The following is a 26,398-nucleotide window of genomic DNA, read 5'->3' as shown; positions in this document are numbered from 1 at the left end:
TCGGTTTATATCCTGTAGGGAGAATTTCATAAGTTTTTATCCAACCAATTACGGGTACTTTTACCTTTCTGTAGTCAATTTTTATGACACCATCTAAGGTAAAAGAATCATGTTTACCCTTTTTCTTAAACTTAGGAAACCCTTTACTTTTCTTGAAGAAAGATTTAAAAGCATCTGACAAATATCTTAATGCGTATTGAGGGGCGCATTTAGACACTTCATAATACCAAGGATGGGTAGATTTAATGGCTGCTACTAACCATTTGTGTAAATCTATGGCTGTGGGAAATTTGATTTTTTCTTCAGGATTAAGTTTATTATGTAATAATACCTGTTGACAAAGTGCTAACCCTTGATTCCAAGCGTGTCTGGCTACTCCTGCGTGTTGCGCCAGTAGTAGTCGTTGTTGCTTGTTAACTTTGAGTTGGGTTTTGAATCCTAGTAGCATACAGTGATTTTACTGTAATTCTGTCACAAAGCCAAAAGATGACAGGAAATTTTCAGCAAATGTGAGTATTTGTTAGTATTGGTTAAGAAAACAGTAACTAGCTACTAACCCCCAATTTTTGGGATGATGGCAGGAGGTAGGAGGCAGAAGGCAGGAGGCAGGAGATATTTATTTTGGATATTAGATTTTGGATTGTTTTTGTCAACTCTAATCTAAAATCTAAAATCTAAAATCTAAAATTTTCTTCCCCAATCACCAATCACCAATTACCAATTACCAATGTCCAAATTCTCTTTTCAACTCCTAGCTACCTGTAGTCAAACCAAAGCCAGAGTCGGTGTGTTTTCTACCCCTCATGGTATTGTGGAAACTCCCAGATTTATGCCTGTGGGAACATTGGCAACTGTAAAAACTATTACCCCGGCTCAACTCAAGGATACAGGGGCGCAAATGGTTTTATCTAATACCTATCATTTGCACCTGCAACCAGGAGAAAATATTGTTGCCGGTGGTGGTGGACTGCATAAGTTCATGGGCTGGAATGGTCCGATGCTCACAGACTCTGGCGGTTTTCAGGTTTTCAGTCTCAGCGAAATGCGAAAAATTACAGAAGAAGGTGTAACTTTTCGTTCGCCCCATGATGGACAAATTATTAAACTAACGCCAGAACGTTCCATAGAAATACAGAATACTCTGGGTGCTGATGTGATCATGGCGTTTGATGAATGTCCACCCTATCCCGCTACCCGTCAAGAGGTGGAAGCAGCGACGGATCGGACTTATCGCTGGTTAGAAAGGTGCATAGCAGCACATCAAAGAACTGATCAAGCTTTGTTTCCCATTGTTCAAGGTGGTGTATATTTAGATTTACGCGCCCGTGCTGCCTCAGAGTTGGCTAAGTTGGATATGCCTGGTTTTGCTATTGGTGGGGTGAGTGTGGGTGAACCACCGGAGTTAATGGCACAGATAGTTAAAGCGACAACACCTTTGTTACCAGCAAATAAACCCCGGTATTTGATGGGTGTGGGAACTTATAAAGAAATGGCTATTGCGATCGCTTCAGGTATAGATTTATTTGATTGTGTGATTCCTACCCGATGGGCGCGACATGGAACAGCGATAGTTAACGGTGAAAGATGGAATCTGAAAAATGCCAAGTTTCGCGAAGATTTTACACCATTAGATGAAACTTGCCCTTGTTATGCTTGCACAAATTTCACCCGTGCTTATATTTCCCATTTAGTGCGATCGCAAGAAATCTTAGCTTATACATTATTAAGTATTCACAACATCACCGAACTGATCCGCTTCACCCAAAAAATTAGAGAATCAATTTTAAGCGATCGCTTCGTTCAAGACTTCGGACACTGGCTAAAAGAGGAAGAGGTGACAGGTGACAGGTGACAGGTGACAGGTGACAGGTGACAGGAGGCAGGGGAAGATTAATAACCCAATCACCAATTCCCAATTCCCAAACCATGTTAATATACTCCTCAAATATGAAAGCTGTGTTGGATTATTAGGTGGATAGAAAAAAACATGGAAGCAGCACTTTTATTAGCAAAACTGCCCGAAGCGTACCAAATTTTTGATCCTTTGGTAGATGTACTCCCAGTTATTCCTGTATTCTTCCTGTTGCTTGCTTTTGTTTGGCAAGCTGCTGTTGGTTTCAGGTAAATTAATCTGGCTTTAATTTTTTGGACAGGGATTATACACCTGTCCTATTTTTTCAAGATTTATTTTTAATAAACTTTGTATTTTTTAATGTTTTGCAATAAATTCACCCAATTAAGTAAAATACTGTAACAACCACTAACTAAAAATTAACAAAAATTTACCACTCACACAGGAAACAACTATGGGAAATATTAAGTTTGTCAACGAGAATAAAGAAATAATTGCGGCTGATGGTGCAAACCTGCGGCTCAAAGCAATGGAAAATGGGATTGATATTTATAAATTTTGGGGAAAAATGACCAACTGCGGTGGTTATGGACAATGTGCCACCTGTATTGTGGAAGTAGTGGAAGGGCTGGAAAACCTCTCACCCCGTACTGATGTAGAAAATCGCAAATTTAAGAACAAACCAGATAACTATCGTCTTGCGTGCCAAACCCTAGTTAACGGACCTGTTAGCGTAGTTACTAAACCTTAACGAAGGCAGGAGGCAGGAGGCAGGAGGCAGGAGGCAGGAGGCAGGAGGCAGGAGGCAGGAGGCAGGAGGAGGCCTATTGTACGGGGGGTGAATGTGATATATTAGTCTTGAGTTCAAGAAGCGTAGATCCTTGGAAAGTGGTGAAAGTCCTGATCTGAGAGTGCGGAGAGTTAGAATTAACCTAACCATAGCTCCTGTGTGGCAGGAAATCCTATAAATTAGACGAAATAAAACATTTTCAAGAGTAGCTAATCAAATCAGAACTGAAAAAAGGTAAAAGTAGTTCGGAAATCTATCTCAGATTAGAAACCGAATAGTGCGGCTTGTAGTTAGCCCTGTAAGGTGTAAGACCTTACCAAGCTAGAAATATTGGACTATATTTTTAGTAACTATGATGCTATTCTAAAATTGTTGACTGAAAATCAATTTAGAGAGAGGCTATCTTGCCATGCAAGTTAATGACCTGGGCTTTGTAGCAAGCATCTTATTTGTGCTTGTTCCTGCCGTATTTTTAATAATTCTTTACATCCAAACTGCCAGCCGCGAAGGTGGTAAAAACTAACAGTTTGGTAATTGGTAATTGGTAATTGGTAATTGGTAATTGGTAATTGGTAATTGAGATAGTCCTAAGCTGACTATTTTATAGATAAAACTGTACTTATGTTGACAAGCATTGACATAAGTGAGTTAAGAAAATCACCCACTTGATATATAATCCTACGATATCAAGTATTGAATTAAGACTATTGCCAACGCGAAAACCAAGCAATGATAGCCGTAGTCTTTCTTGTAAATCTTAACTTGAGAAATATCGCGTCTGGCTAAGGCGTGCAAGTCTACTGAGGGATAACTGCTCCCATGCTCCCGTTGAAGTAGAAAGTAAAGTCTAGCTTTGTCTAGGTTTTACATAGCAGAAAGAAAGCAAAAGGCAAGAGAAAAAAGAATTGAAGAATAAAGAATTAATTTTTCTTCCCCTGCTTCCCCAGTCACCAGTCACCAGTCACCAGTCACCAGTCACCAGTCACCAGTCACCAGTCACCAGTCACCAGTCACCAGTCACCATTCACCAGTCACCAGTCACCAGTCACCAGTCACCAGTCACCAGTCACCAGTCACCAGTCACCAGTCACCAGTCACCAGTCACCATTCACCAGTCACCAGTCACCAGTCACCAGTCACCAGTCACCAGTCACCAGTCCCTATTTATGCAACAGTTCTAGCCAACAATACTGGACAAGTGGCATTAACACGCACATAGTCAGATAAAGAAGCGCCAACAAGTCGATCCAAATCTACAAAACTCTTAGCAATAGATGGCCGACGATCTGGAGAACCTAACAACAATAAGTCTACATTGAGTTCTTCAGCTAAACGACAAATTTCTTCACCTGGTTTGCCACTACTTGTTACACAACGCACAGAAACACCTTGTCTTTCCGCTGCTGTTACAGCATTTCCCAACACTGTATCTTTTTCTGGTTTAATATCAGCAATACCTGATAATTTACTGCCCAAGTCTGTATTGATATTAGCCAAAATTAACTGACCACCACTAACATCTCTGAGCAAAAATAAGGCTAAGTTCAAACAATTTTGGGAAGCATCAGAATTATCTATTGCCACCATTACACGCTTAATTCTTTTGACATAAATGTCATCTTTAACCAGCAACATGGGACGAGAAGACAATTGGAAAACATACTGACTGACAGAGTTAGCTAAAATTGATTTCAGTCGTTTCAGTCCTCTTGAACCCATGATAATCAAGTCAGCTTCTATTTCATCAGCGACTTGACAAACTACATCTTTGGGATCTCCTTGGCGTAAAATAGAAGAAACCCGACTGGGATCTAAATCCAAAGACTGAATTGCATTAGCTAGGATCTTACCACCTTCTTCCCATTTATCTGTCATTGCCGCAGCAGTAGTTTGTGAAGGTACAACGTGCAGAACTGTAACTTTTGCAGATTGGATAGATGGCAGTTCTTTCAATGTCTTCATCATTTCTTCTGCGTGTCCTAGTCCAGAGACAGCCAGCAAAATTTTTTGTATCATTGTCCGTAATTGTTCTTAAGGTTTCTTTGGGTTGCGCTGCCAGTACCGAGCATCAGAACTGATGTTCTCAATTTATCTGAAAAACCTAGTTAGCAAATGAACGCAAATAAATTTTAGTTATTAGTTATTAGTCTTTAGTTATTAGTCTTGAGTCATTACAACCAAAACTTACCAATGAGTAGAAAACTAATAAAACTTTAAGTTTGTTTGCGCTTAGTTACTGAAAATTGCCCCCAGGTTTTTCCTAGATTCAGCATACTCTCAATTTAGCCTAATTAAGTTTACGAAATATAATGTTATTTATTATTTTTAATCTATATTCATTTTTGTTGATGAGAAATTAGTAAAGAAATACAACAGAAATTAAATTCTCACTATATTAACTTTTCTGAGGAGCTATTCCTAAGCTGACAATCTTATTGTCAAAATATAATTATTTTGACTTATTTTGACAAATATTGACACAATTGAGTTAATAAGTACCCAGGCAAAATTAATTGCACATAGTGTTTTTATTTTTTTAGTTAAACTGTAGAAATACCCAAGCAAAATTAATTTAACATATAGATATTGAGTGAAAACAAAAGTGTCTGTATTCCTAAATTCCTGTTCCCCGTTCTCTGTTCCCTCTCCTAACTGTAAAATTTATTTTATTTATTTTCCACAAAGAAAGATATTGGGAATGTTGGGTTTCCTTACGTCAACCCAACCATAGAATCTTTTAGGTAGCAGCCAACAAACCATTATGCTTAAGTAAAGCAGTTGTTTTTGGTTCACGACCCCGGAAGGCTTTAAAAATTTCCATTGGGTGCATACTACCACCCATAGCTAAGATCGTATCTCGATAGAGCCTACCAGTATCATGTATTGCCACTTCATCTTCTAAATCCGCTTCTTCAAAAGCAGCAAAAGCATCAGCACTTAGAACTTCAGCCCACTTATAGCTATAGTATCCAGCCGCATAGCCCCCTTCAAAGATGTGACCGAAAGCACATAAAAAGGCATCCTCAGGCAATGGTGGTAAAACAGTAGTAGTTTTGGCAATTCGTTCACGGACATCTATGGGAGTTTCATCACCACCAGGACGATAGCGGTAATGTAGTTCCATGTCCACACTGCTGAGGTGAATTTGCCGTAACATTGCCGAACCACTCATGTAATTACGGGCTGCTAACAGCTTTTGATAATAATGCTCTGGTAATGGTTCACCTGTTTCGTAGTGTTTAGCCATACTGAATAAGGTGGGACGGTCATAACACCAATTTTCCATAAATTGGCTAGGTAATTCTATTGCATCCCACTCCACATTATTAATACCTGCTGCGCCAGTATAATCAACCTTGGTGAGCATATGGTGTAAACCATGTCCAAATTCGTGGAACAAAGTTTCTACATCATCAAAAGTCATCAAACTTGGTTTATTATCCACTGGGGGAGTTTGGTTACAAATCAAATAAGCTACTGGTAAGCGGGTGCTAGTTATACCCCGTTCTGTGATTTTGCTGCGATGAATACAAGCTTCCATCCAAGCACCACCACGTTTTTCGGCAGGACGAATGTAGGGATCGAGATAAAAGTAAGCAATGGGAGTACCATTTTTATCAGAAATTTGGAAATAACGGACATCCTCATGCCAAACTGGAGCTTGACCATCAGCAGGTGTCACAGTCACACCAAATAGCCGTTTAATTAGTCCAAATAAGCCATCAAGAACTTGGGGAAGGGGGAAATAAGGACGTAATTCCTCTTCAGTAAAAGCGAATTTGGCTTCTCTTTGACGTTCTGCCCAAAAACTGATGTCCCAGTGTTGCAAATCTTCCACTTCTGCTGCTTTCTGAGATTTAGCAAAATCTTTGAGTGCTTCTAAATCTTTAACAGCAGCATCATAACTAGCTTGACGCAGTTCTTCTAACAGCTTTTCCACGGCTGGGACATTTTTCGCCATTTTACTAGCTAAACTCAGTTCGGCAAAATTTTCAAAGCCCAGTAACTTTGCCAATTCTTGCCGTAACTGTAAAATTTTTTCAATGAGAGGGTTGTTATTTAATTCCCCAGAGGAAGCACGGGTAATATAAGCTTTGTATAATTTTTCCCGTAAATCCCGACGGGTGCTGTGTTGCATGAAGGGAAAATAACTGGGAAAATCTAATGTGATGTGCCAAGGTCCATTTTCTGGGGTGGCCTGTTCTTCCCCGGCAATGCGAGCCGCCTGAGCAGCTAAACTGATTAAGCTACTGGGTAAACCGTCAATTTCTGCTTTGGTTGTTAAAACTAGACTAAAGGCTGAGGTAGCATCCAAAAGATTATTAGCAAAATCTGTAGCCAGTTCTGCTAATTGCATTTGAATCACATTAAAACGCTCTCGTGCTTCTCCTTCCAAACCCACACCAGATAATTTTGCATCTCGAATCGCTGCTTCTACAATGCGTTGCTGGGCAGATTCTAAGGTTTCCCAGGTATCACTGGCACGGAGGGCTTTAAAAGCCTTGTAAATCGGTTTGCTTTGTCCAAGGGTGTTAATAAAGTGTACTACTTGTGGCTGAACCTTTTGATATGCTATACGTAAATCAGGGCTATTTTTGACACCCATTAAATGGTTGAGTATACCCCAACTCCAGTACAGCTTTTCTGTTAACTTTTCTAGAGGTTCTACTAAACCAGTCCATGTAGGCTCTACATTAGTTTCTAATATAGCTAGTTGTTGTTGCAATTCTGTTAACAGATGTTTAAAAGCAGGTTCTACTTGCTCTGGTGTAATATCTGCAAATGGCGGTAAACCTCTGCCTTGGAGTAGGGGGTTTTGAGAAATAATAGCAGTTGCACTCATGGTTTTATGTTAGTAGCCGATCAATAGGCAGAACAACAATGACTTTTATTTATATAACTAATAATGTAACGTAACTACACAATTTAGCCTTGCTAGAATGGCATTCTTATAAATTTCTCAAAATCAGCCAGAAAGGAGAAGCAAAATTTTCCCAGTAATAGATAAGGCATAAATAGGTTTTTTCATGATTTTACAGGGATAATTTACCATAATCAGTGTTTTAGTATTTACAAAGTCATAAAAATTCTGCTTTCTGTTTTGTTTACACCTGTGGTTGTATTGCTGATTTGTATAGATGTATTAGCAGCGATTAAAATCAACAAAATTGGATACAAACAAGGAAAGACAGTTTTAAAAGGTCATTTGGCTTATGATGACTCGCTCAAGGGTAAGCCTCCAGGTGTGTTGGTGGTTCATGAATGGAATGGTTTGCAGTCTTATGCTAAACAACGAACTGAGCATTTAGCAAAGCTGGGTTATGTAGCTGCTGTTAATAATAGCAGCTAACGCCTCACTTCAAAGCCCCGCAAACCTTCTGGGTGTTCATACTCAACTGTAACTTCCTTTACCATTGCCGCAGGTGGTCCTGCATGACACCAACGCACCATTTCCTCTACAATTTCTTTAGCACCCTCAAAAACTGCTTCCACTCCACTATCTGGGAGATTTCGCACCCAACCAGTTAACCCCAACTGGGTAGCAGTATCTACAGTGGCGTAACGATACCCCACACCTTGAACTCTGCCAGTAATGAAGACATGGGCGCGGATTAGTTTTGGTAGTGGTGTTGTAGATTGCATAAAAAAGTCTGGTTTCAGGAGACAGTAAGCAGAAATTAACAGTTTCTAGTATTTTACGATTTCAGGTTTACTTTTTAATCTGCAACTTTGTTGGTACAGTTGGGTTTCTCGGTTGTCACTGATAAATCTTTAATTTCACCCCTAAAACGCTAAAATCTTCTAGGTTACTGACTGAGTTTACAACTGACAACTGACAACTGACAACAAAACACGGACAAAATTAAAATTACTTATGTCTAACTTGCCACCACTCAATAAAGAAACAATTTGGGATATTATCAACGATAATATTGATGATACTACTGTTAACCAATTGGTATGGTATCACTTGGGTTATCGTTATGATGCTAACACTGAAAAATGGGATACTAGCCAAGTAGCACCAGAATGGGTGGCTGAATATCCAGAACCTGGGAATTTTATTGAGTCTCGCCCAGCAACAATGAAATTAACTCGTTCTATTCCCCAAGAAAATAAACAACTGCTCAAACAAAAACTAGGTTTTAAAGGTTATAAAATCGGAGAATTTGGTCCTCGGCAAACTCGCAGGGCAACTATGGCAGGTTGGTTATTAAGTTATATGATGATCACTACTGGTAAAATTGAATAATATGATATTTGGTGATTGGTGATTGGTGATTGGTGATTGGTGATTGGGAAAAATCAACCAGTTACCAAAAGCTGATTTTGATATAATTGATTTTTAATAAAATTTCCTAGAACACCGATTCATTAATCGTAAGGGCGTTCGCGTAGTGTGCCGAATGCATAGCATTCGGAAAGAATATCAATTGTTTCAACGATAGGTTATCACCCGAATGCTTCGCCCCTACAAGATGAAAACAGATTACCTAGCATTACTGAATCGACGATCTAGCATCTGGGCGACAAAAATATACATAAACAATATACATAAACATAGATTTTTTCCTAAAAATCTGCTTTTTTATAGATTCATGTTTTTTGATTTTTATGTATTGTTGAACTAGATCACAATAATGCACGTAATTACTTAATGGTAATTAGTGATTAGTCAAGTCTCATCAAATCTAACTAATTTTTCAGGTTTTCATTTTTCTGAGAACTAATTACTATTTTTCTCAATACTGGATATTCTGAATACTAGATATCCTGACTTCTCTATTATAGATACAGCATCTCAATTAAAACATAGCCCGAAAGAGCGTTTTACTCCTGACTCCTGTACGGGCAACCACGGGGGGGGTTGCCCCTACCTCACAGGGGTAGGTTTTTAATATTATCTGTTGAGGCAAGACCTGGAAGACAAGGAGGGAAAGTAGACAAGGAAGATTTTATCAGCACAATGGTCTTTTTGTTACCAAGAGAAGATGATTTTGTACGGTTTTCCTCCCTTGTCCACTGTCCTTCCTTGTCCCCCAAGTCTTGCCCTCACGACAATGTAAAAAACCTACCCTTGTAAGGTTGCCCCTACTGACTCCTGACTCCTGACTCCTGATGTATCTTGTATTTTTCCTGAAAAATGTGTATAGTATTCCTTTACACAATACAGCGCATTACACAAGTTTAGAGTTTTACACCATGATCAACAAATTAATTAACACTAATATTAAGAGTTCGCACGTTTTATTAACTCCTAATCAAGTTAAAGAAAAATTGCCTTTAACTAAATCTGCTGAACATACAATTTTGCAATTCAGACAGGAAATAGAACATATTCTTGATTTTAAAGATAGCAGAAAATTCATTGTAGTTGGTCCTTGTTCTATACATGATCCTAAAGCGGCGATAGAATATGCTGAGAAGTTGAAAGTTATAGCTGATAAAGTGCATGATAAATTGTTGCTGATCATGCGGGTTTATTTTGAAAAACCTAGAACTACTGTAGGTTGGAAAGGATTAATTAACGATCCCGATATGGATGATTCTTTTCATGTAGAAAAAGGGATTTTAATTGCTCGGAGTTTATTATTAAAATTGGCAGAATTAGGATTACCAACAGCAACGGAAGCACTTGATCCGATTATTCCTCAATATATCAGTGAATTGGTTTGTTGGTCAGCAATTGGAGCGAGGACAACTGAATCACAAACTCACCGCGAAATGGCCAGTGGTCTTTCCATGCCGGTGGGTTTTAAAAATGGTACAGATGGTAATATTAATGTGGCTTTGAATGCTCTCAAATCAGCGCAAACTCCACATAATTTTTTAGGAATTAACCAAAAGGGACAGGTGAGTGTATTTCAAACAAGAGGTAATTCTCATGGTCATGTAATTTTGCGGGGTGGAAGTCAGCCTAATTATGATCCGGAGAATGTGAAATTGGTAGAGGAACAATTAAAAGCCGCAGGTTTACCACCAAGAATAGTCATTGATTGCAGTCATGGTAACACCAATAAAGATTATAGATTGCAATCTGCGGTGTTAGAAAATATAATTCAGCAAATAGTTGCTGGTAATAATTCAATTTTGGGAATGATGCTGGAATCAAATTTATATGAAGGTAATCAACCAATTACAGGAAAACGGGAAGAATTACAATATGGTGTTTCAGTAACTGACAAATGTATTAGTTGGGAAGAAACAGAAAGAATTATTTTAGCTGCTCATGCCAAACTCAAGTAAAGTTAGGAGGCAGGAGAATTTTAGATTTTAGATTTTAGATTTTAGATTGGATTCATGAAATACAATCCAAAATCCAAAATCCAAAATCCAAAATTGTATCCCCAATCACCAATCACCTGCTATAGTAATTGTTTGTTCAATTGCTGGTAGATAAACATTGAAAAAATCTGTTTCTACGTCTAAAATTAAATCTTCGCTTGCTCCTTTATGTAGAATAGAAACATTGTTGTCTTTCTTAATGATCACAATCGAACCATCTATGGCATCTCTTAATAATATCATTTCTGTTTCTGTAGGATTATCCAATACCACAATATTACTACCTTTGTAAACCATTCCTTCTGATTCTAGAGTATCTTCTGCGTATTCAGCAATTAATAAATCAAGCTGAGGATGACGCAACAAAGTTTGTATATTGCGATTGTATTCTTGACTCCAAAATTTTTGGCAACGATTGATAAATATTCCCTCGCGACACACAGCACCTATTTTCATTTGTGGATGTTGTAAAAGAATCTGATCAATTATTGCTTGTAATTCAAGTACAGTAATTTTATTAAACGTAATAATTGGTATTCTGGCATCTTGGGCAGATGGAAAAAAGGTTGATAAAATATGGGCAGGAACATCAACACTTGTACCAATCGCGGGGTTAAGGTGCATGAAAATACCTGGTGCAGCGTTAATTTCTAAGATGGCAAAATTACCATTCTTCCAAGAGTGGGAAATATTTTTAGTAATCACATCAATGCCTAAACAAGTAAGGCGAAAATGTTGGGCAATTTCTTCTGCTAAGATAATATTATCAGGATGAATTTTATTGGTAGCATTAATGCTGATACCACCGGATGAGATATTAGCAACTTTGGTAAGATAAATAATGCGATCGCGTTCAATTATACTATCCACATCTAATCTTTGTTCATATAAATATCGTTCCATCGCTTCATCAATGACAATTTTACTCATGGATGATGTGGGTGTATCTCTCCGTTCTGGTTTGCGATTTTCTTTTTTAATTAATTCTCTAATTGTTGAATATCCATTACCCACAACCGATGGTGGCCTACGTTCTGTAGCAGCGACAAATTTACCATTGACACACAATAAACGAAAATCCCTTCCTGATATACTTTGCTCCATAATAATTCTAATTGATTCATCTTCGGGAATTGCTAATACTGCAAAATTATAAGCAGATTTCAATTTTCTAGAATCATTTACATTAGGAGTTACACCAATTCCTTTATGACCCACTACAGGTTTAATTGCCACTGGATAACCGATTTTTCTAGCTATATCTAACGCTTCTGTTTCTGAAGTTACAATATCACCCTTTGGCACGGGAAAACCCAATCTTTCTAAAAATTCTTTACAATCATCTTTGCGGGTAGTAAATTCAGAATCTAGATGACTATCAATATCAAAAGTTGTTGCTACTCCTCGCACTTGTTTTTTACCATAACCATATTGCATTAATCCTTCTTCCCATAAATAGCAAGTAGGAATACCTTGTTGATATGCAGCTTGCCATAAAGCATAAACTGTTGGTCCACCATAAACAGATTCTCGGAACTTATTTTGCAATTTAATTAACCGTTCCTCAAAGGGGAAATACTCATCTTTAGTAATACTTTCCAACCAATCCCAAACCAAGTACACTACTGCTCTTGCAGTACCTTCATGTAGTGCTTGAATGGCAATTCTTACATAGGAATGATATGCTGTGATACTCCAAAGATTAAGGTATAAACCTATATCTAATTTGCTCACTTCGGAAACAACACGAGCAAATAAATCAGCATATAACTGATATCTTTGCTCCGCTAAGTGCGGATAAAAATCACTGATAACGTCAATATAATCCTCTATCGGTAAAGGATCTTGAAATTCAGTCAAAGAAAAATCAAATACTAGCGCCCCTGTATCTAAATAAGGGTTGGGTCCAATATAATACTTGAAGTTAAAAATATCAAATACATCAGTTCTTCTAGCATTGATGCGGATGACATCGGTACTTTGCTCTTGAACCATTGATTTTCGATTTATTGACAATTTTTGAGGTTATTTAGCCAAGTTCAACTTACTCCTATTATGAATAAGATTCAGCTATCTCAGGGCATAATTTCCATTTAATTAAAGTTTCTGAAATCACGGTTGAGAGAATCAAGATAAAAATAATACTGGGGATAGATTTAATGAAGTTACTTTTTCAATAAAAGAAAAACAGGTAATTCAGAAGATATCTTAGTTATGAATAACACACATTCTGCTCTCAGAAATGAAGTTAGAGAATTGGCTGAGGAAGCATTTCACCGCAAGTTAATTTCAGGATATGGAGATGGGCAAAATATGAATGAATACCAAATTGTTTATCAAGGAAAACCTAGACATATATCTTTAGAACAAGCTCGGCTTTTTTTGACAGATTTAATTTATAGACACCAAATTCATTAAAGAGGGCAACCCACAAAATATAGCATATAGCTCACCCATTATGTTTGAAACAGACTTAATCTGTTATTTTTCATCTGCTATAATTGCCAAAATTGGAAATTATTGCTATGATTATCTACAACAACCGCAGCAACAAAATTATCTGCTGGTAGTAATTCTTTCAATTGCCAATTTCCTGAAACTTTTAACTGAGCAGGTTCTGTAGGTGTTAATTCAATTCCGATTTGTTCTAATTGAATTAAACCATCTCCCGTGGCTTTTAAATAAGCTTCTTTACAAGTCCAGTAACGAAAAAATACTTGTTGTTTTTGTTCAGGTGTAAGTAATTTAATTACTGCATATTCTTGGGGTAAAAAGAAACGTCGAACAAGATTTTCTAAATCAGACATTGGGCGAATAAATTCTAAATCTACCCCAATTAATCTTTGATAACTTACGCCACACAAACCCAAATCTTGCGAATGTGACAAATTAAAAAATATTCCTGAATCAGCAAACTTAGCTGCTAAAATTGGTTTGCCCCGTTGTTGATAATCAAATTCTAATTGAGACGGTTCTACACCTAAATAACTTCCTAAAATAGTCCGCAGACTACCACGCCCAACAATAAAACGCTGTCGATGTTCAGGAAAATAAAACCTTTCTGCACGAGCAACTTCATCACTAGATAAAGTTTCTCTGAAAGATTGTATCTGTGATTCAGATTGCTGTAAGTTTATTTTCCAGATATGCACATCATCAGATAACAATACTAATTTTTTAGGTGCAGGTAGCCAGTTTGAGGGAAAGTTATTCACAACTAATTCACAACTAAAAAGTTTGGGTTCTAGATAATTAATTCTTCAAAAAATCAGGTATGTTTGATCAATACTACCTGATAAACCTAAGCACTACATTGATGAAAGAATAGGGTCTAAAACTCCGCCTTTGAAAGCGAAAATTTTTGGGAGATTTATGATAAATACCCCTTATAATAACAGACTCCTGTCTTCTGCCTTCTGCCTCCTGCCTTCATTAATTCCTATCCATTCTAAAATACGATTCCAAGCCCACCATTGATCAGGATCTTGGGATTGAATTTGACACTTTTTACTACTTATATAACCTACATGACCACCGTAGGATGTAAGTAACAAATCTATAGCAGGATTTTTGGCACTGGCAACTTTTAAATCATCAACAAGATCGGGATGAAATAAGGGATCATCAGCAGCATAAATAATTAAAGTTGGTTTTTGCAACAGAGGTAACAGATGTAAACCACTGCTGGTCTGATAATATTCTTCCACAGAACTAAAACCCAAGCGGCCAATGACAAGTTCTTCATCAAATCCCCAAATGCTATTTGCTCTTTCTATTGCTGCCGAATCAAAAGAATTATCATGAGTATGATGTAATTTCCAGGCTAGTTTTTTTAATTCTCCAGCAATGCGGGATTCAACATACTTACCAAAAGGGTGAGTGACTAAATAAGTGAGCGATCGCAACGAATCTAAACTAGGACAAATCACTGCTCCTCCAGCAATGTCTATATCTTGTAATTTAAAATCTTGTGCTGCTTTGATTCCCCACAGCGCCAATTGTCCCCCTAGAGAATACCCTGTAAACCAGCATTTTGGAGGACAACCCATTGCTACCGTTTGCTGGGCAATTCTGACAAAATCTTCCCCTTCATACAACCCATCAGAAGTTAAAGTTGGGGATAATTCTGCCGTTTTACCATGCGCCCGCCAATCAAAGAGAACCACAGCATAACCTTGAGAGTATGCTTTACGTCCCAACAATCTTAAAAACCATTGTTGTTCTAACTCTCCTGTAATACCATAAGTGCCAATAATTGTGCTGTGGGCATTTTCGGGTATGGCAACCCAACCGAAAATTGGTACATCCTGCCCTCCCGTAAATACGACCTGCTGATAAAGTGGTTCTGGGTGTGAAATTGTGCTTTCCCAGTTATTTCCTGCCCATAAAGCAGTGTAAGCAGTCATGGCAGCACCATTTCGCAAGAAATAGGGCGGACTGTAGGTAGAGTTACACACCATATATTAATTTTCGTGTAAATTAGTATTGTTTTCACAATCTCTAATTTTAATATTTATGTTGGATTTTAAATCTTTTTTTACAATCAAAAAAGTAATCTTTGTATCTCTCAAAGGTTCTTAATTTATCCTTAAATAAAGTAGTCATAATTTTTTAATAATGCCCAGGATTCTTGTCATAGATGATGACCCAGCGATTTCAGAACTTGTTGCCGTCAACTTGGAAATGGCTGGCTACGATGTTAGTCAAGCTGAAGATGGCATCAAAGGTCAGGCGCTGGCGCTCCAGTTACAACCCGACTTGATCATGCTTGATCTGATGTTGCCCAAAGTAGACGGTTTTACCATTTGCCAGCGTTTACGTCGGGATGATCGCACATCTGAAATTCCGGTTTTAATGCTGACAGCATTAAACCAAACTCAATATAAAGTTGAGGGTTTCAATGCTGGCGCAGATGACTACTTGACCAAACCTTTTGAAGTAGAAGAAATGCTGGCACGAGTGCGGGCTTTGTTACGACGTACTGACCGCATTCCCCAAGCCGCAAAACACAGTGAAATTCTTAACTATGGTTCTCTTACCCTCGTTCCAGAAAGATTTGAGGCCATTTGGTTTGGTGAAACTGTAAAACTGACTCATTTAGAATTTGAGTTGCTTCATTGCTTGCTTCAGCGTCATGGACAAACAGTTTCTCCCAGTGAAATTTTGCGAGAAGTTTGGGGTTATGACCCTGATGATGACATTGAAACTATTCGGGTGCATATTCGCCACTTGAGAACTAAACTCGAACCAGATCCTCGCCATCCCTGCTACATTAAGACGGTTTATGGTGCAGGATACTGTCTAGAGTTGCCCAGCGCACCACCATCAAGTGAGGGAACTACCGCTACATTAGTTGAGTGATATGGGAACTGGGGACTGGGGACTGGGGACTGGGGACTGGGGACTGGGGACTGGGGACTGGGGACTGGGGACTGGGGACTGGGGATAGTTAATTTTGACACTCTCCGGGCTGAAGCCACGGAGATTCTTGGTTCAACGAGTCCACTTAGATTAGATCCCTTGCGGTGTCTAACAAGCGAGGTGGTTCTCTCCCCAAGCAGTGCCTACGGTTTTGGATGGACAATCAAAATGTTAAACCCTACGACCTGAATAAGTATACTGCTGTATTAGCGTCGGAATTTGATTTTGCTGAGAAATTAAATTCAATGGCTACTTCAAAAATCTAGGCTTGTTGGTGCAATATTCAACATTGTTTAGTAAATAATCAATCAGGACAATGCTCTCCATCTCCCCACACCCTACTTAACTGCTTGCAGTTTTGTCACCTTGAGTTTAAAGTTACCAACCCCAGTTTCTCCAAAAGACCGGACACGAACAATATAATTTCCTGTTTCGGTGATGCGGGTAAACAGGAGAGAATTACTTGTACCATCAGGTCCATCATCATTTTCTGCCACCGTTGAACCATCAGGACCTAAAAGAGTAATAATAGTGTCAAAGTTTTCAGATGACAAATCAATTGCTAAATTATCACCTTTATTTAATTTGACTGTATAATCACGCGCAAACCCCCCTTGACCTGTGGGAATGTCTGTAGCTTTTAATGTATCAGCAATTTCTGAACTACTATTTAAGGGAATGGGTTTATATAAATTATTTGTATTTGTATTTGTATTTGTATTTGCATTATTCGTATTTTGAGCAAATACTGTATTTATACTGATTAAAATTGTCAGTATACTTACAGGAAAGATAATTATTTTTTTTAAACCCACTGCAAAACCTTTGTTCATAAATGAAAACATTTTTCCCTCAAACACAGGGTATAATTTTGTTAATTATAGATTTATCACCCACAAGTTGCCCATTAACTCTAGGCTGATCTATCTTTACCCGTTGTGGCTACAGCAGCTACCCCCAATACAGAAATATGACCTTGATTAAGTGTATATACAGCAGATTTGACGGTTGCGCCAGTAGTATAAATATCATCCACTAACAGCACGGGTGCATCTGGACGAATACGGCTAAAATCCGATCCTAGAGCAAAAGCATCTGCTAAATTTTGTTCTCGTTCTGCACCGGATACGCTAAATTGTGCTTTTGTATCTTTAACTCTGGCTAACCCATTTGATTTTAATTTTAACCCAGTGATCTGACAAAATCCTTGGGCGATTATTTCAGCTTGATTAAAACCCCTTTCTTTGAGCTTTTTTGGGTGAAGTGGTATGGGTACAATTACAGGTTTTTGATTTTTTAATGTACAATTTAATATCCATGATTCTCCTAGATACTGACCCAATAACCGCCCCATTTCTGGCTGGTTTTCATATTTCATGACGGCGATCGCCCTTTTTAATGTTCCTCCATAACTCCCCCAACTAAACACGGGTAAAGGTTCTTTCCATAAGACATTGGGGTTTTGCAGATGGCAGCTTTGTAATTGTTTATTACAATATTGACAAAGTTGCTGTTTTGTGTTTCGCTGGCAGATAGGGCAATTGTTCTGTAAAAACAAATTTAGTAAATTTTTAAACATAGTAATTGCTAATTGCTGATTGGTCATTAGTTATTTTTCCCAGTCACCAGTCACCTCAAGTATTTCACATACACGCGATCGCATCTTTTTGTTTCCACTCCTGTCGCGGGGATATATCCATTATTCTCATAAAGCTGGACTGCTTCTTTTAAGACGCTGGCTGTTTCTATCCAAATTTGTTTAAATCCGCGTTTTTCTATAGTTAATTCTAGCTGCTGTAATAAATATTTTCCTAAACCTAAACCACGAATTTCTGGTAAAAGATACATTTTTCTGATTTCTACAGCCTGTTCTCCCCGTTTTATGGGATAATATGCCCCTGTACCTACTATTTTGTTTTGGTGTTCAATTACCCAAAATTCACCACCAACAGCTAAGTAATATTCCTCAATTTCTAAAACGTCTCTATCTGCACCGTCTGCTTCCCAACCTAAGCCATATTCTGCTAAGACTGTACTAATTACGTTTGCTGCTGCTGTGCAATCGCTCTTTTGCCAGTCACGAATGATAAAGTTTTGGTACAATAGTTTCATGTTGATTAGGGAATTAAGAGGAACGAACCACAAAGTACGCAAAGTACACAAAGGAAGGATGTTTTCGAGAGATTTTTTGTGTCAGAGGTTGGATTTAAAATCTAAGTTAAATATTAAGTTAAATATTAAGTTAAATATTAAGGTAAGTTGTTAGTATTAATTATCAGAATCAATCTAAAATCCAAAATCTAAAATTCCTAAACAGTTGCAAATATTAAAAAATAATTGATACACTTGTTCCTTTATACCAGTTTACAGTGAAGCAGCGCCCATAATGGTGCATATCAAGCGGGTTGAACTTACTAATTTTAAGTCTTTCGGTGGTACAACTTCTGTCCCTTTACTACCGGGTTGTACTGTCATTTCTGGTCCTAACGGATCGGGAAAGTCAAATATTCTGGATGCGTTGCTGTTCTGCTTAGGACTATCCAGTTCTAAGGGTATGCGTGCTGATAAATTGCCAGATTTGGTTAATAATAATCAAGTCGCTAAAGGACGTAATGCCATTGAGGCTATTGTAACTGTTACTTTTGATATTTCTGATATTGTCTCACGCAAAGACGCAAAGGCGCAGAGTGAGGAAGATCAGGAAGTTGAGGAAGTTAGGGAAGTAGAGGAAGCGGAAAATAATTCCCAGTCACCAGTCACCAGTCCCCAGTCACCAACTGAGTGGAGTGTTACTCGACGTTTACGGGTTAACTCTCAGGGTGGTTATACTTCTAATTATTATATTAATGGGTCTTCTTGTACTTTGACTGAATTACATGAGGAGTTGGAAAATTTAAGAATTTACCCTGAAGGTTATAATGTGGTTTTGCAGGGTGATGTCACCAGCATTATTTCTATGAATGCTAGGGAACGTCGAGAAATTATTGATGAGTTAGCTGGTGTTGCTGCGTTTGATAGAAAGATTAATCAAGCTAAGGGAACTTTAGATGAGGTTAAGGAAAAGGAAGATAGTTGTAAAATTATAGAAGGGGAGTTGACTTTACAACGCGATCGCCTTTATCAAGATAAGCTAAAAGCTGAAAAGTATCGTCAGTTAAAACAGGAGTTTCAAGAAAAGCAATCTTGGGAATCTGTGTTATCATGGCGTTCTCTCCAAGCACAGCAGGAAAAGTTAGCAACGGATATTCAAGCTGGTGATGTTGCGTTTACTCAAATTTCTGAAAGTTTAAATACTGTCAATCAAAATATTGATCAACAAAGTACACTTCTCAATGAATTAAATGCTCATGTAAAATCTTTGGGTGAGGATCAGCTTTTAGCGGTTCAGTCTACTTTTGCAACCAAAGAAGCGGAACGCAAGCAACTTCAACGACAAAAGGGTGAGTTAGAGTCTCATTTACAGGAAACTGTTAAACGGTTAAACCAAACTCAACAGGAAATTCAAGAGTATCAGGTTTCTCTCCAACAAAATCAACAACAATATAATTCAGCAAGTTTAAATTTAACGTCTTTGCAAAATGAACGCAATCAAGCACGAGAAAGGTTAGAATCATCTCGTCAAGTTGCTGCGGAAATTGCTACCGCTTCGGAAGTTTGGGTACAACAACAAACAGCTTTAAGTCGGCAAATTGAAACTTTACTGCAAACTATTGAACCTCAAAGAACTGAGCAAGCACAACTGAGAGAAAGGAATTTTCAGTTACAGGAACTTATTACAGAAGAATCTCAGATTCTTGCTGATTTAGAACCACAATTGGCAGAAAAACAAGCAGAATGCGAAAAATTAGAAGTTGAGTTTAACGGTTCTAGTAAACCGATTCAAAATTTAGCAGAGAATTTAGCAGCGACAGATCAAGAATTACAAATACAACAAGATACCCAAAAACGTTTATTACAAGAACAACGCGATAAACAACGTCAGCTAGATAAACTGGAAGCACAAACCCAAGCACAGCAAGAAGTACAGGGAACTCAAGCAAGTAAAATTATTATTCAATCTGGTTTACCCGGTTTATGTGGATTAGTTGTAGATTTGGGTAAGGTTGACTCTCGCTATCATCTGGCTTTGGAAACTGCTGCGGGTGCAAGATTAGGTCATATAGTAGTAGAAGATGATCGTGTTGCTGCTGCGGGAATTGAATTATTAAAACAAAAACGTGCGGGAAGAGCAACTTTTTTACCTTTGAATAAAATAAAAGCTTCTAAGTTTACCCCAGATTTAACACTGCGTTATGTTGATGGTTTTGTTGAATATGCGATGAATCTGGTAGAGTGCGAGCAGCGTTATCAAGAAGTTTTTAAGTATGTTTTTGGAAATACAGTAGTTTTCAGAACTTTGGAACAAGCGAGAACTCAAATCGGACTTTATCGCATTGTTACCTTAGATGGGGAATTATTAGAAACTAGCGGTGCTATGACTGGTGGTAGTAATACGCAACGCTCAAGTTTAAAATTTGGCACTGGTGAACAAAAAGAATCTGAGGAAGTTGTCAATTTAAGGACGCGACTAGGAGATATTGAAAGAGTTTTAGAACGTTGTGCAGAAGCTATCACTAATTTATCTGCTCGTAGTAAACAACTAAGTTTGGAGTTAACGGAAGCAAGACAAGGGCGCAGAGAACAACAATTATATTTAGAACAGTTAAAAAAAGAGGTAAAAACTTTAAACGCGCAGTTAGAAAATACCCGCTCTCAACTATCCCAAAATACTGAAAAATTCAATCATGCTCAAACTCGGTTAGAAGTTCTAGATCGGGAATTACCAGATCAAGAAAATCAACTGCAACAATTACGACATACCTTAGCTGAGTTGGAAGCATCGCAAACCCCCAGCGAATGGCAGGAAATTCAAGCTACCATTAGAGAACAAGAGCAGCAATTACAACAAAAAGAAACTACTGTCAGGGAAGTAGAACAAAGATTGCAAAACCTGGAAAATCAGAAACAGCGTTTACAAGAGAAAATTACCGAATCAGAAACGCGAGTTATTGAATATCAAAATGAAAAAACTAATCTTGAAAGTCAACAGTCAACAGTTAACAGTCAACTTGCAGAACTGAATACTCAAATTACCGCAACTCAAGCTAGTTTAAAAGAACTTGAGCAGAATTTAGGTGAGGAGAAAAAGAAACGAGATACAGCAGAACAGGAATTAAGAGATTTAATATTACGTCAACAAAAATTACAATGGGAAATTGAGAAGCTGCAACAAACCCAAGAAAAACGCAGAGAAGACTTAACTGCATTGCAAGCGCAATTGCAAACCTTAGCCGCAGAATTACCCAACCCCTTACCAGAAGTACCGGATAAAGTAGATTTAGAAGAATTGCAGAAAGAATTACGCAGTTTAGGCAAACGTTTACAGACAATGGAACCCGTAAATATGTTAGCTTTGACTGATTATGAAATAGTAGAAGGACGTTTACAAGAACTAACCCAGAAATTAGAAACTTTAGAAGCAGAAAGAACAGAATTATTATTAAGGATTGAGAATTTTACCACTTTACGACAAACTGCTTTTAAAGAAGCTTTCGACGCAGTAAACGAGAACTTTCAATCAATTTTTGCCACCTTATCCGATGGTGACGGTTATTTACAACTTGATAACCCGGAAGATCCCTTTATTAGTGGTTTAAACTTAGTTGCACACCCCAAAGGAAAACCCGTACAACGTTTAGCATCCATGTCTGGGGGAGAAAAATCTTTAACAGCACTAAGTTTTATTTTCTCACTGCAACGTTATCGCCCATCCCCATTTTACGCCTTTGATGAGGTGGATATGTTTTTGGATGGGGCAAATGTGGAAAGATTAGCGAGAATGATTCAACAACAAGCACAACAAGCGCAGTTTATCGTTGTGAGTCTGCGTCGTCCGATGATAGAATCGGCACAGCGTACAATAGGGGTGACTCAAGCTAGAGGTGCTTATACTCAGGTTTTGGGGATTAAATTGAAATCATCTGATTGATAGGTAAGAGTTAAGAATTAAGAATTAAGAATGGTAATAAAAATTTAACTTTTCAATTGCCTATTCTCAATTGTCACGTTTGTGTTAAAAATAGTGATATACATAAGCCGGATTCGAGATTGCCTACGGTACAGCAAACAGGACGTAACTGATGATACAATATATTTAATTTTTATGAGTTATTCAAATGCCCAATTTTAGGTAAAAATGACCTTATGCAAGTAAAAATCATTGGAAAAGCAAAAGATTTACGAACCAATACAGATATTCTTTATGCTCAATTATCTATACAAGACTATTTAGATTTAGTAGGTGATAATTTTGATGATTATGAACCTCAAAGAAAACGCGAGAAATATAAAGCTTATGAACGCATGAAAGTTGACATCATGAATGGTGCTTTGTTGCCTTCCATAACTCTCGCAGTAAAACCAGAATTAGTGAGTGATATCTTACCAATTGTACAAAAAGATGACAGGCAAGAACTTGAAAGGGCATTAAGTAAACCAGGACAAGTAAATATTTTAGATGGATTACAACGGACGTTTATTCTAAAGGACATAGCTAAGGAGGATTTTGACTTTAACTCAGAACAGAAACTTCTTGTGGAGTTCTGGCTTGAAGGTAACATCCGAAATCTTATTTACCGGATTATTGTCCTAAATGCAGGACAGAAACCTATGTCAATGAAACATCAGATCGGTCTTTTGTTTATCACTCTAAATGACACACTTAAGGACGAAATACCAGATATTGAAATTTTCAAAGAAAAAGAATCTGCACGCCGAAAAAAGGCTAGGAAGTACCCTCTTGATAGAATTGCCACCGCATATCAAAGTTTTATAACCAAAAGTCCAGAAACACAGAGACAAAATGTTGTCGCGCAGAAATTAGTGGAAGAAGAAATTTTGGATTCTACAGAAGAGCAACTTGGAGAGCAATTTGATGCTTTCAAAAATTATCTAAAAATTTATGCTGATTTAGATGTTGAAGTATCTCGAATATATATAGGAAATGCTGATAAGGAAATACCAAATGGTATAAAATGGTTTGGAGAAGAAAGTGTTATGAACTCTTTTTTTGCTGCCCTTGCGCTTGTTTCTAGCAATAATTCAGAGCGAGTACAAAAGGCTTTAGATACTCTCCTAAAATTACTTAGAGATACAAAAGAGAATGATGATCCTCTCGCGTTAGAAAAATTACAGGAGTTAGAAAGTGGATTTAATCCGCGTAAGGTAAGTCTGGGCTTTGCAAAAAGGAAACTTCTGACAAATGGATTCAAAGAATACTTTCGTGAGGCAGGAAAAGTACCTTTTCTTAATTGTTGGATAACAGCAGCAGAATAACTATGAACTATGATGATTTAAAAGAACTTGATGATAGCGAGCTTCGCTATGATATAACTCACTTCTCTGAGCATGATGGTATTTGTACTTTGAACGGGATGATACCGATACAAGTAGATGCAGTATCATTTTCTTACGAAGGTGATGTAGACATTGAAGTTTGTAATGAGCATGATAATCTTTTGGGTTTTCTCTGTATATGTAAATCTCTTACTGATATAAATATTGCAAGTCTAACAGACGCAAGGTATATTGCTTATATTCATGAAGTTGATAAACATACGTTTGAGGTTGGACTTCCCTACAAATTTACTAAAAACTACTTAGTGATTGATGTATGTGAATATGACGATTATAAAAATAAATATATGGATTCTGCACCTATTTGGGGAGGATTTTTTCATTCAAATGGTGAATCTAGCTTACAGGAAGCATATCATTTTCAGCCTTCTAAATTGATTGCTAGACCTAGAATTGAACTTCCAACTGACTATCATAAAGAAAGTTGCATTCGTTCGGTAGTCCAACCCTATGCTTTTGAAAGATTTTTGAAGCTTTATCATCTTCTAGAACTGATTTTCGACTGGAAACTAGTTGAGAAAATAAAAAGTTTAAATGATGATTTACAAGGAATAGGACAATTACTCAATCAATATAGCAATACTAAGGAATTGGATAGGTTAAAAATTTTACTAAAAGATAAGGATAAAGAAGGTAAGCTAGATGTTGATAAAATAGCGAACTGCCTCAACAGAATCAAATCTTCAAATTATCTAGCTAAGGGATTAGAGATTTTTTTTGATTATGGGAAAGACGGAAATCCTTACAAAATTGATCCTGATAAGATGATTCCATTTGTAGATTTGATGAACAGGGGAGGATTTACCCGAAGTAATTCTAGAGGTAAATCTATCAAAGGCATATCAGAAAATACCTATGATGATTTAGTGATTAATTTTTCAGCCTATTGTATATATCGTGTAAGATGTTGTACTGCTCACAATCGCATAGGTGAATATGTTATGTCTAATGATGATGAAGGATTTGTAGTTGAATTTGCTGAACCCTTGCTGCGTGAGGTACTATGTCAAATATTTAGTCGGTGAATATTCAGAAACATAGAGCAATGTGATCGCATTTCCCAAATGAGTAAAATGATTGTAATTCAGTGTTAGGAAAACATTCAATACTGCTTTTAGAGCATATCCAAAATTACAATAGTAAAGCTCAACTTTATCAAGTACGTCAATTTTTAGCTATAGGGTTAGGTGCGATCGCCGATCGCTCAAATTAGACTGATAAACCGAGATTGTTTATAATATGTTGAATAGACAACATATATTAGACAACCATTCAAGTATGGGAGCTATCTATGTTGTTACAAGAACTTAAAGAGCAGATATTTAAACTACCATCAAGCGATCGCCTTGCCTTAGTAAGTGCCATAATTGAGTCATTGCAAAATCAGCCAAGGCACAAATGCTCAACAGACGTTTATTCATAGCTTAGAAATTGGTGCTTTTGAGGTTTTTGATCTCAAGGTTCAAGATGGGAAAAGAATCAGTGAATTGATGAATCAATATAGTTCTCTGCCAATGGATTTAGCGGACGCTTCATTGATTATTCTTGCCGAACATTTGGGGCATGGGCGGATTCTATCTGTTGATTTTCGGTACTTTAATACTTACCGCTGGAAAAATCGTCATCCTTTTGAGAATTTGATGTCTATTAACTAAAAATCATGACTCACAGTAATAGCGATCGCCAAACACAAGTAATTGTGAAGCGATCGCAAAGGTTAAGAAATCGGAGTAGATGGATTTAGCGAAAATGCTAGAGTGATGATATTGATGGGGCTAAGTTGACCTATGACCATTGCAACCGGAATACCAATACAACAGCAGTTACTAAGTTTTGGTGATTTTATCGTCCGTTATGGTGACAGTAACCGCTACGAATTGATTGATGGAGAGGTATTTGATTTGGAACCAACAGGCTACCATGAAGAAGTTTCAGCTTTTACCACCACAAAAATCTGCGCCCAAATTGATGCAATAGGTTTAAATTGGTTTGTCCTTCAGCGAGGATTACTACGTCCTTCTAACTTGGGTATGACAGCATTTCGACCTGATGTTATGGTTATTGATCGCAATGAACTTGCGAAAGAACTACTTTGGAATGACCAATCAATCATCACCCTGGGCAGTTCGATTAAATTTGTGATGGAAGTAGTTAGTAGCAACTGGCAAAACGACTATGCGCGTAAAGTCGAAGACTACGCAATTTTAGGTATTCCTGAATATTGGATTGCGGATTATGCAGGTCTGGGCGGGACTCGACATATTGGGAAACCGAAACAACCAACCCTTTCCATTTGTACGTTAGTGAAAGGAGAGTATGAAATTCAGCAGATTCGAGGCAATCAACCCATTACTTCGCTGACATTCCCAAATCTCAAACTGACAGCCGAACAAGTTTTAAAGGCTGGCAGATAAAGTGCTGTAAGCCATGTTTACTTAGGATAAAATAGTTACCGAGGATTAGGCGATTTGCTCCATAACAAATCATGGGAACGGATAATATTGTGATATTTTGGTTTTGAGTCGGGGGCGATCGCTTATTGCTTAGATTGATAAAGTGCGATCGCTCAAATTAGACTGATAAACCGAGATTGT

The 26,398-nt window shown here is 37.6% G+C and carries 26 protein-coding genes and 2 pseudogenes; 17 read left to right on the top strand and 11 right to left on the bottom strand.

All coding sequences use genetic code 11. From position 1 onward, the window contains the following. Window positions 1-448: helix-turn-helix domain-containing protein (locus tag H6F45_RS20410; protein WP_190348231.1), on the bottom strand; the 448-nt coding region annotated here is incomplete at its 3' end. A gap of 279 nt (window positions 449-727) precedes the next feature. Between H6F45_RS20410 and tgt the strand changes: the two genes are divergently transcribed. From tgt to H6F45_RS20385, 5 genes are all read left to right on the top strand, one after another. Then, window positions 728-1,852 (top strand): tRNA guanosine(34) transglycosylase Tgt, encoded by a 1,125-nt coding sequence (tgt, locus tag H6F45_RS20405; protein WP_190348230.1) that lies wholly within the window; start codon window positions 728-730, stop codon window positions 1,850-1,852. Between the two features lie 135 nt (window positions 1,853-1,987). Next, the gene (locus tag H6F45_RS20400; protein WP_006195022.1) at window positions 1,988-2,125 is read left to right on the top strand and encodes a photosystem II reaction center protein K; all 138 of its coding nucleotides are present in this window, start codon (window positions 1,988-1,990) and stop codon (window positions 2,123-2,125) included. 181 nt (window positions 2,126-2,306) lie between these two features. Further along, window positions 2,307-2,603 carry a 2Fe-2S iron-sulfur cluster-binding protein gene (locus H6F45_RS20395; RefSeq protein ID WP_190348229.1) on the top strand — a complete coding sequence of 99 codons (297 nt, stop codon included), beginning with the start codon at window positions 2,307-2,309 and terminating at the stop codon, window positions 2,601-2,603. A 448-nt stretch (window positions 2,604-3,051) separates the two neighbouring features. Beyond that, entirely contained in the window at window positions 3,052-3,165 is a 114-nt protein-coding gene (gene psbM, locus H6F45_RS20390; RefSeq protein WP_071985120.1) for a photosystem II reaction center protein PsbM, read from the top strand. A 382-nt stretch (window positions 3,166-3,547) separates the two neighbouring features. Then, on the top strand, window positions 3,548-3,823 hold the full coding sequence (locus H6F45_RS20385) for a hypothetical protein (protein WP_190348228.1): 276 nt from the start codon (window positions 3,548-3,550) through the stop codon (window positions 3,821-3,823). On the opposite strand, the gene H6F45_RS20380 is transcribed toward H6F45_RS20385, so the two are convergent. Further along, the gene (locus H6F45_RS20380; protein ID WP_096564919.1) at window positions 3,807-4,658 is read right to left on the bottom strand and encodes a universal stress protein; all 852 of its coding nucleotides are present in this window, start codon (window positions 4,656-4,658) and stop codon (window positions 3,807-3,809) included. The two genes, H6F45_RS20385 and H6F45_RS20380, sit on opposite strands and share 17 nt — an antisense overlap. 721 nt (window positions 4,659-5,379) lie before the next feature. Then, window positions 5,380-7,485 carry a M3 family metallopeptidase gene (locus tag H6F45_RS20375; protein WP_190348227.1) on the bottom strand — a complete coding sequence of 702 codons (2,106 nt, stop codon included), beginning with the start codon at window positions 7,483-7,485 and terminating at the stop codon, window positions 5,380-5,382. Between the two features lie 237 nt (window positions 7,486-7,722). Here H6F45_RS20375 and H6F45_RS20370 point away from each other — a divergent pair. Further along, window positions 7,723-7,971, top strand: a pseudogene (locus H6F45_RS20370) (dienelactone hydrolase family protein); the annotation flags it as partial. A 17-nt stretch (window positions 7,972-7,988) separates the two neighbouring features. On the opposite strand, the gene H6F45_RS20365 reads toward H6F45_RS20370, so the two are convergent. Beyond that, on the bottom strand, window positions 7,989-8,285 hold the full coding sequence (locus H6F45_RS20365) for an acylphosphatase (protein ID WP_096564923.1): 297 nt from the start codon (window positions 8,283-8,285) through the stop codon (window positions 7,989-7,991). 232 nt (window positions 8,286-8,517) lie between these two features. Here H6F45_RS20365 and H6F45_RS20360 point away from each other — a divergent pair, with 232 nt between their 5' ends. Then, window positions 8,518-8,895: a DUF1823 family protein gene (locus H6F45_RS20360; RefSeq protein ID WP_096564925.1), complete on the top strand. Its 378-nt coding sequence runs from the start codon at window positions 8,518-8,520 to the stop codon at window positions 8,893-8,895. 950 nt (window positions 8,896-9,845) lie between these two features. Continuing rightward, window positions 9,846-10,889, top strand: coding sequence for a 3-deoxy-7-phosphoheptulonate synthase (locus H6F45_RS20355; protein ID WP_190348226.1), 1,044 nt, complete (start codon window positions 9,846-9,848; stop codon window positions 10,887-10,889). Between the two features lie 105 nt (window positions 10,890-10,994). Here the strand turns inward: H6F45_RS20355 and H6F45_RS20350 are convergent, their stop codons facing one another. After that, window positions 10,995-12,923, bottom strand: a complete 1,929-nt coding sequence (locus H6F45_RS20350) for an acetate--CoA ligase family protein (RefSeq protein ID WP_190348225.1) — start codon at window positions 12,921-12,923, stop codon at window positions 10,995-10,997. A gap of 219 nt (window positions 12,924-13,142) precedes the next feature. On the opposite strand from H6F45_RS20350, the gene H6F45_RS20345 reads away from it, so the two are divergent. Further along, entirely contained in the window at window positions 13,143-13,346 is a 204-nt protein-coding gene (locus tag H6F45_RS20345; RefSeq protein ID WP_096564929.1) for a hypothetical protein, read from the top strand. Between the two features lie 77 nt (window positions 13,347-13,423). Here H6F45_RS20345 and hetI read toward each other — a convergent pair whose 3' ends face one another. Together hetI and H6F45_RS20335 are read right to left on the bottom strand one after the other, a co-directional pair. Next, on the bottom strand, window positions 13,424-14,143 hold the full coding sequence (hetI, locus tag H6F45_RS20340; protein ID WP_190348224.1) for a 4'-phosphopantetheinyl transferase HetI: 720 nt from the start codon (window positions 14,141-14,143) through the stop codon (window positions 13,424-13,426). 171 nt (window positions 14,144-14,314) lie between these two features. Next, on the bottom strand, window positions 14,315-15,388 hold the full coding sequence (locus H6F45_RS20335; protein ID WP_190348223.1) for an alpha/beta fold hydrolase: 1,074 nt from the start codon (window positions 15,386-15,388) through the stop codon (window positions 14,315-14,317). 157 nt (window positions 15,389-15,545) lie between these two features. On the opposite strand from H6F45_RS20335, the gene H6F45_RS20330 reads away from it, so the two are divergent. After that, window positions 15,546-16,289, top strand: a complete 744-nt coding sequence (locus H6F45_RS20330; protein WP_096564935.1) for a response regulator transcription factor — start codon at window positions 15,546-15,548, stop codon at window positions 16,287-16,289. On the opposite strand, the gene H6F45_RS26710 is transcribed toward H6F45_RS20330, so the two are convergent. Then, window positions 16,211-16,390 carry a hypothetical protein gene (locus H6F45_RS26710; protein WP_242052686.1) on the bottom strand — a complete coding sequence of 60 codons (180 nt, stop codon included), beginning with the start codon at window positions 16,388-16,390 and terminating at the stop codon, window positions 16,211-16,213. The genes H6F45_RS20330 and H6F45_RS26710 overlap by 79 nt on opposite strands. A gap of 96 nt (window positions 16,391-16,486) precedes the next feature. Here H6F45_RS26710 and H6F45_RS26705 point away from each other — a divergent pair. Further along, window positions 16,487-16,600: pseudogene (locus tag H6F45_RS26705) on the top strand (RNA-guided endonuclease TnpB family protein); the annotation flags it as partial. Between the two features lie 87 nt (window positions 16,601-16,687). Here the strand turns inward: H6F45_RS26705 and H6F45_RS20320 are convergent. The 3 genes from H6F45_RS20320 to H6F45_RS20310 form a co-directional block, all read right to left on the bottom strand. After that, complete coding sequence (locus H6F45_RS20320; RefSeq protein ID WP_190348222.1) at window positions 16,688-17,182, bottom strand: PPC domain-containing protein; 495 nt, start codon at window positions 17,180-17,182, stop codon at window positions 16,688-16,690. 80 nt (window positions 17,183-17,262) lie between these two features. Beyond that, complete coding sequence (locus H6F45_RS20315; protein ID WP_228051621.1) at window positions 17,263-17,955, bottom strand: ComF family protein; 693 nt, start codon at window positions 17,953-17,955, stop codon at window positions 17,263-17,265. Window positions 17,956-17,978: 23 nt separating this feature from the next. Next, on the bottom strand, window positions 17,979-18,461 hold the full coding sequence (locus tag H6F45_RS20310) for a GNAT family N-acetyltransferase (protein ID WP_190348221.1): 483 nt from the start codon (window positions 18,459-18,461) through the stop codon (window positions 17,979-17,981). Window positions 18,462-18,735: 274 nt separating this feature from the next. Here H6F45_RS20310 and smc point away from each other — a divergent pair, with 274 nt between their 5' ends. From smc to H6F45_RS20285, 6 genes are all read left to right on the top strand, one after another. Beyond that, window positions 18,736-22,377 (top strand): chromosome segregation protein SMC, encoded by a 3,642-nt coding sequence (smc, locus tag H6F45_RS20305; RefSeq protein ID WP_190348220.1) that lies wholly within the window; start codon window positions 18,736-18,738, stop codon window positions 22,375-22,377. A gap of 215 nt (window positions 22,378-22,592) precedes the next feature. After that, on the top strand, window positions 22,593-23,723 hold the full coding sequence (locus H6F45_RS20300; RefSeq protein ID WP_199301865.1) for a hypothetical protein: 1,131 nt from the start codon (window positions 22,593-22,595) through the stop codon (window positions 23,721-23,723). 2 nt (window positions 23,724-23,725) lie between these two features. Next, complete coding sequence (locus H6F45_RS20295) at window positions 23,726-24,829, top strand: hypothetical protein (RefSeq protein ID WP_190348219.1); 1,104 nt, start codon at window positions 23,726-23,728, stop codon at window positions 24,827-24,829. Window positions 24,830-24,891: 62 nt separating this feature from the next. Then, window positions 24,892-25,017 (top strand): hypothetical protein, encoded by a 126-nt coding sequence (locus tag H6F45_RS27110; protein WP_277877004.1) that lies wholly within the window; start codon window positions 24,892-24,894, stop codon window positions 25,015-25,017. Between the two features lie 154 nt (window positions 25,018-25,171). Further along, window positions 25,172-25,459, top strand: coding sequence for a hypothetical protein (locus H6F45_RS20290; RefSeq protein WP_199301864.1), 288 nt, complete (start codon window positions 25,172-25,174; stop codon window positions 25,457-25,459). A gap of 132 nt (window positions 25,460-25,591) precedes the next feature. Continuing rightward, entirely contained in the window at window positions 25,592-26,218 is a 627-nt protein-coding gene (locus H6F45_RS20285; RefSeq protein WP_190348218.1) for a Uma2 family endonuclease, read from the top strand. Window positions 26,219-26,398: the final 180 nt, after the last annotated feature.

This window comes from Sphaerospermopsis sp. FACHB-1194 (assembly GCF_014696235.1).
Lineage (GTDB): Bacteria > Cyanobacteriota > Cyanobacteriia > Cyanobacteriales > Nostocaceae > Sphaerospermopsis > Sphaerospermopsis kisseleviana.
This window is presented reverse-complemented; position numbering and strand designations above follow the sequence as displayed.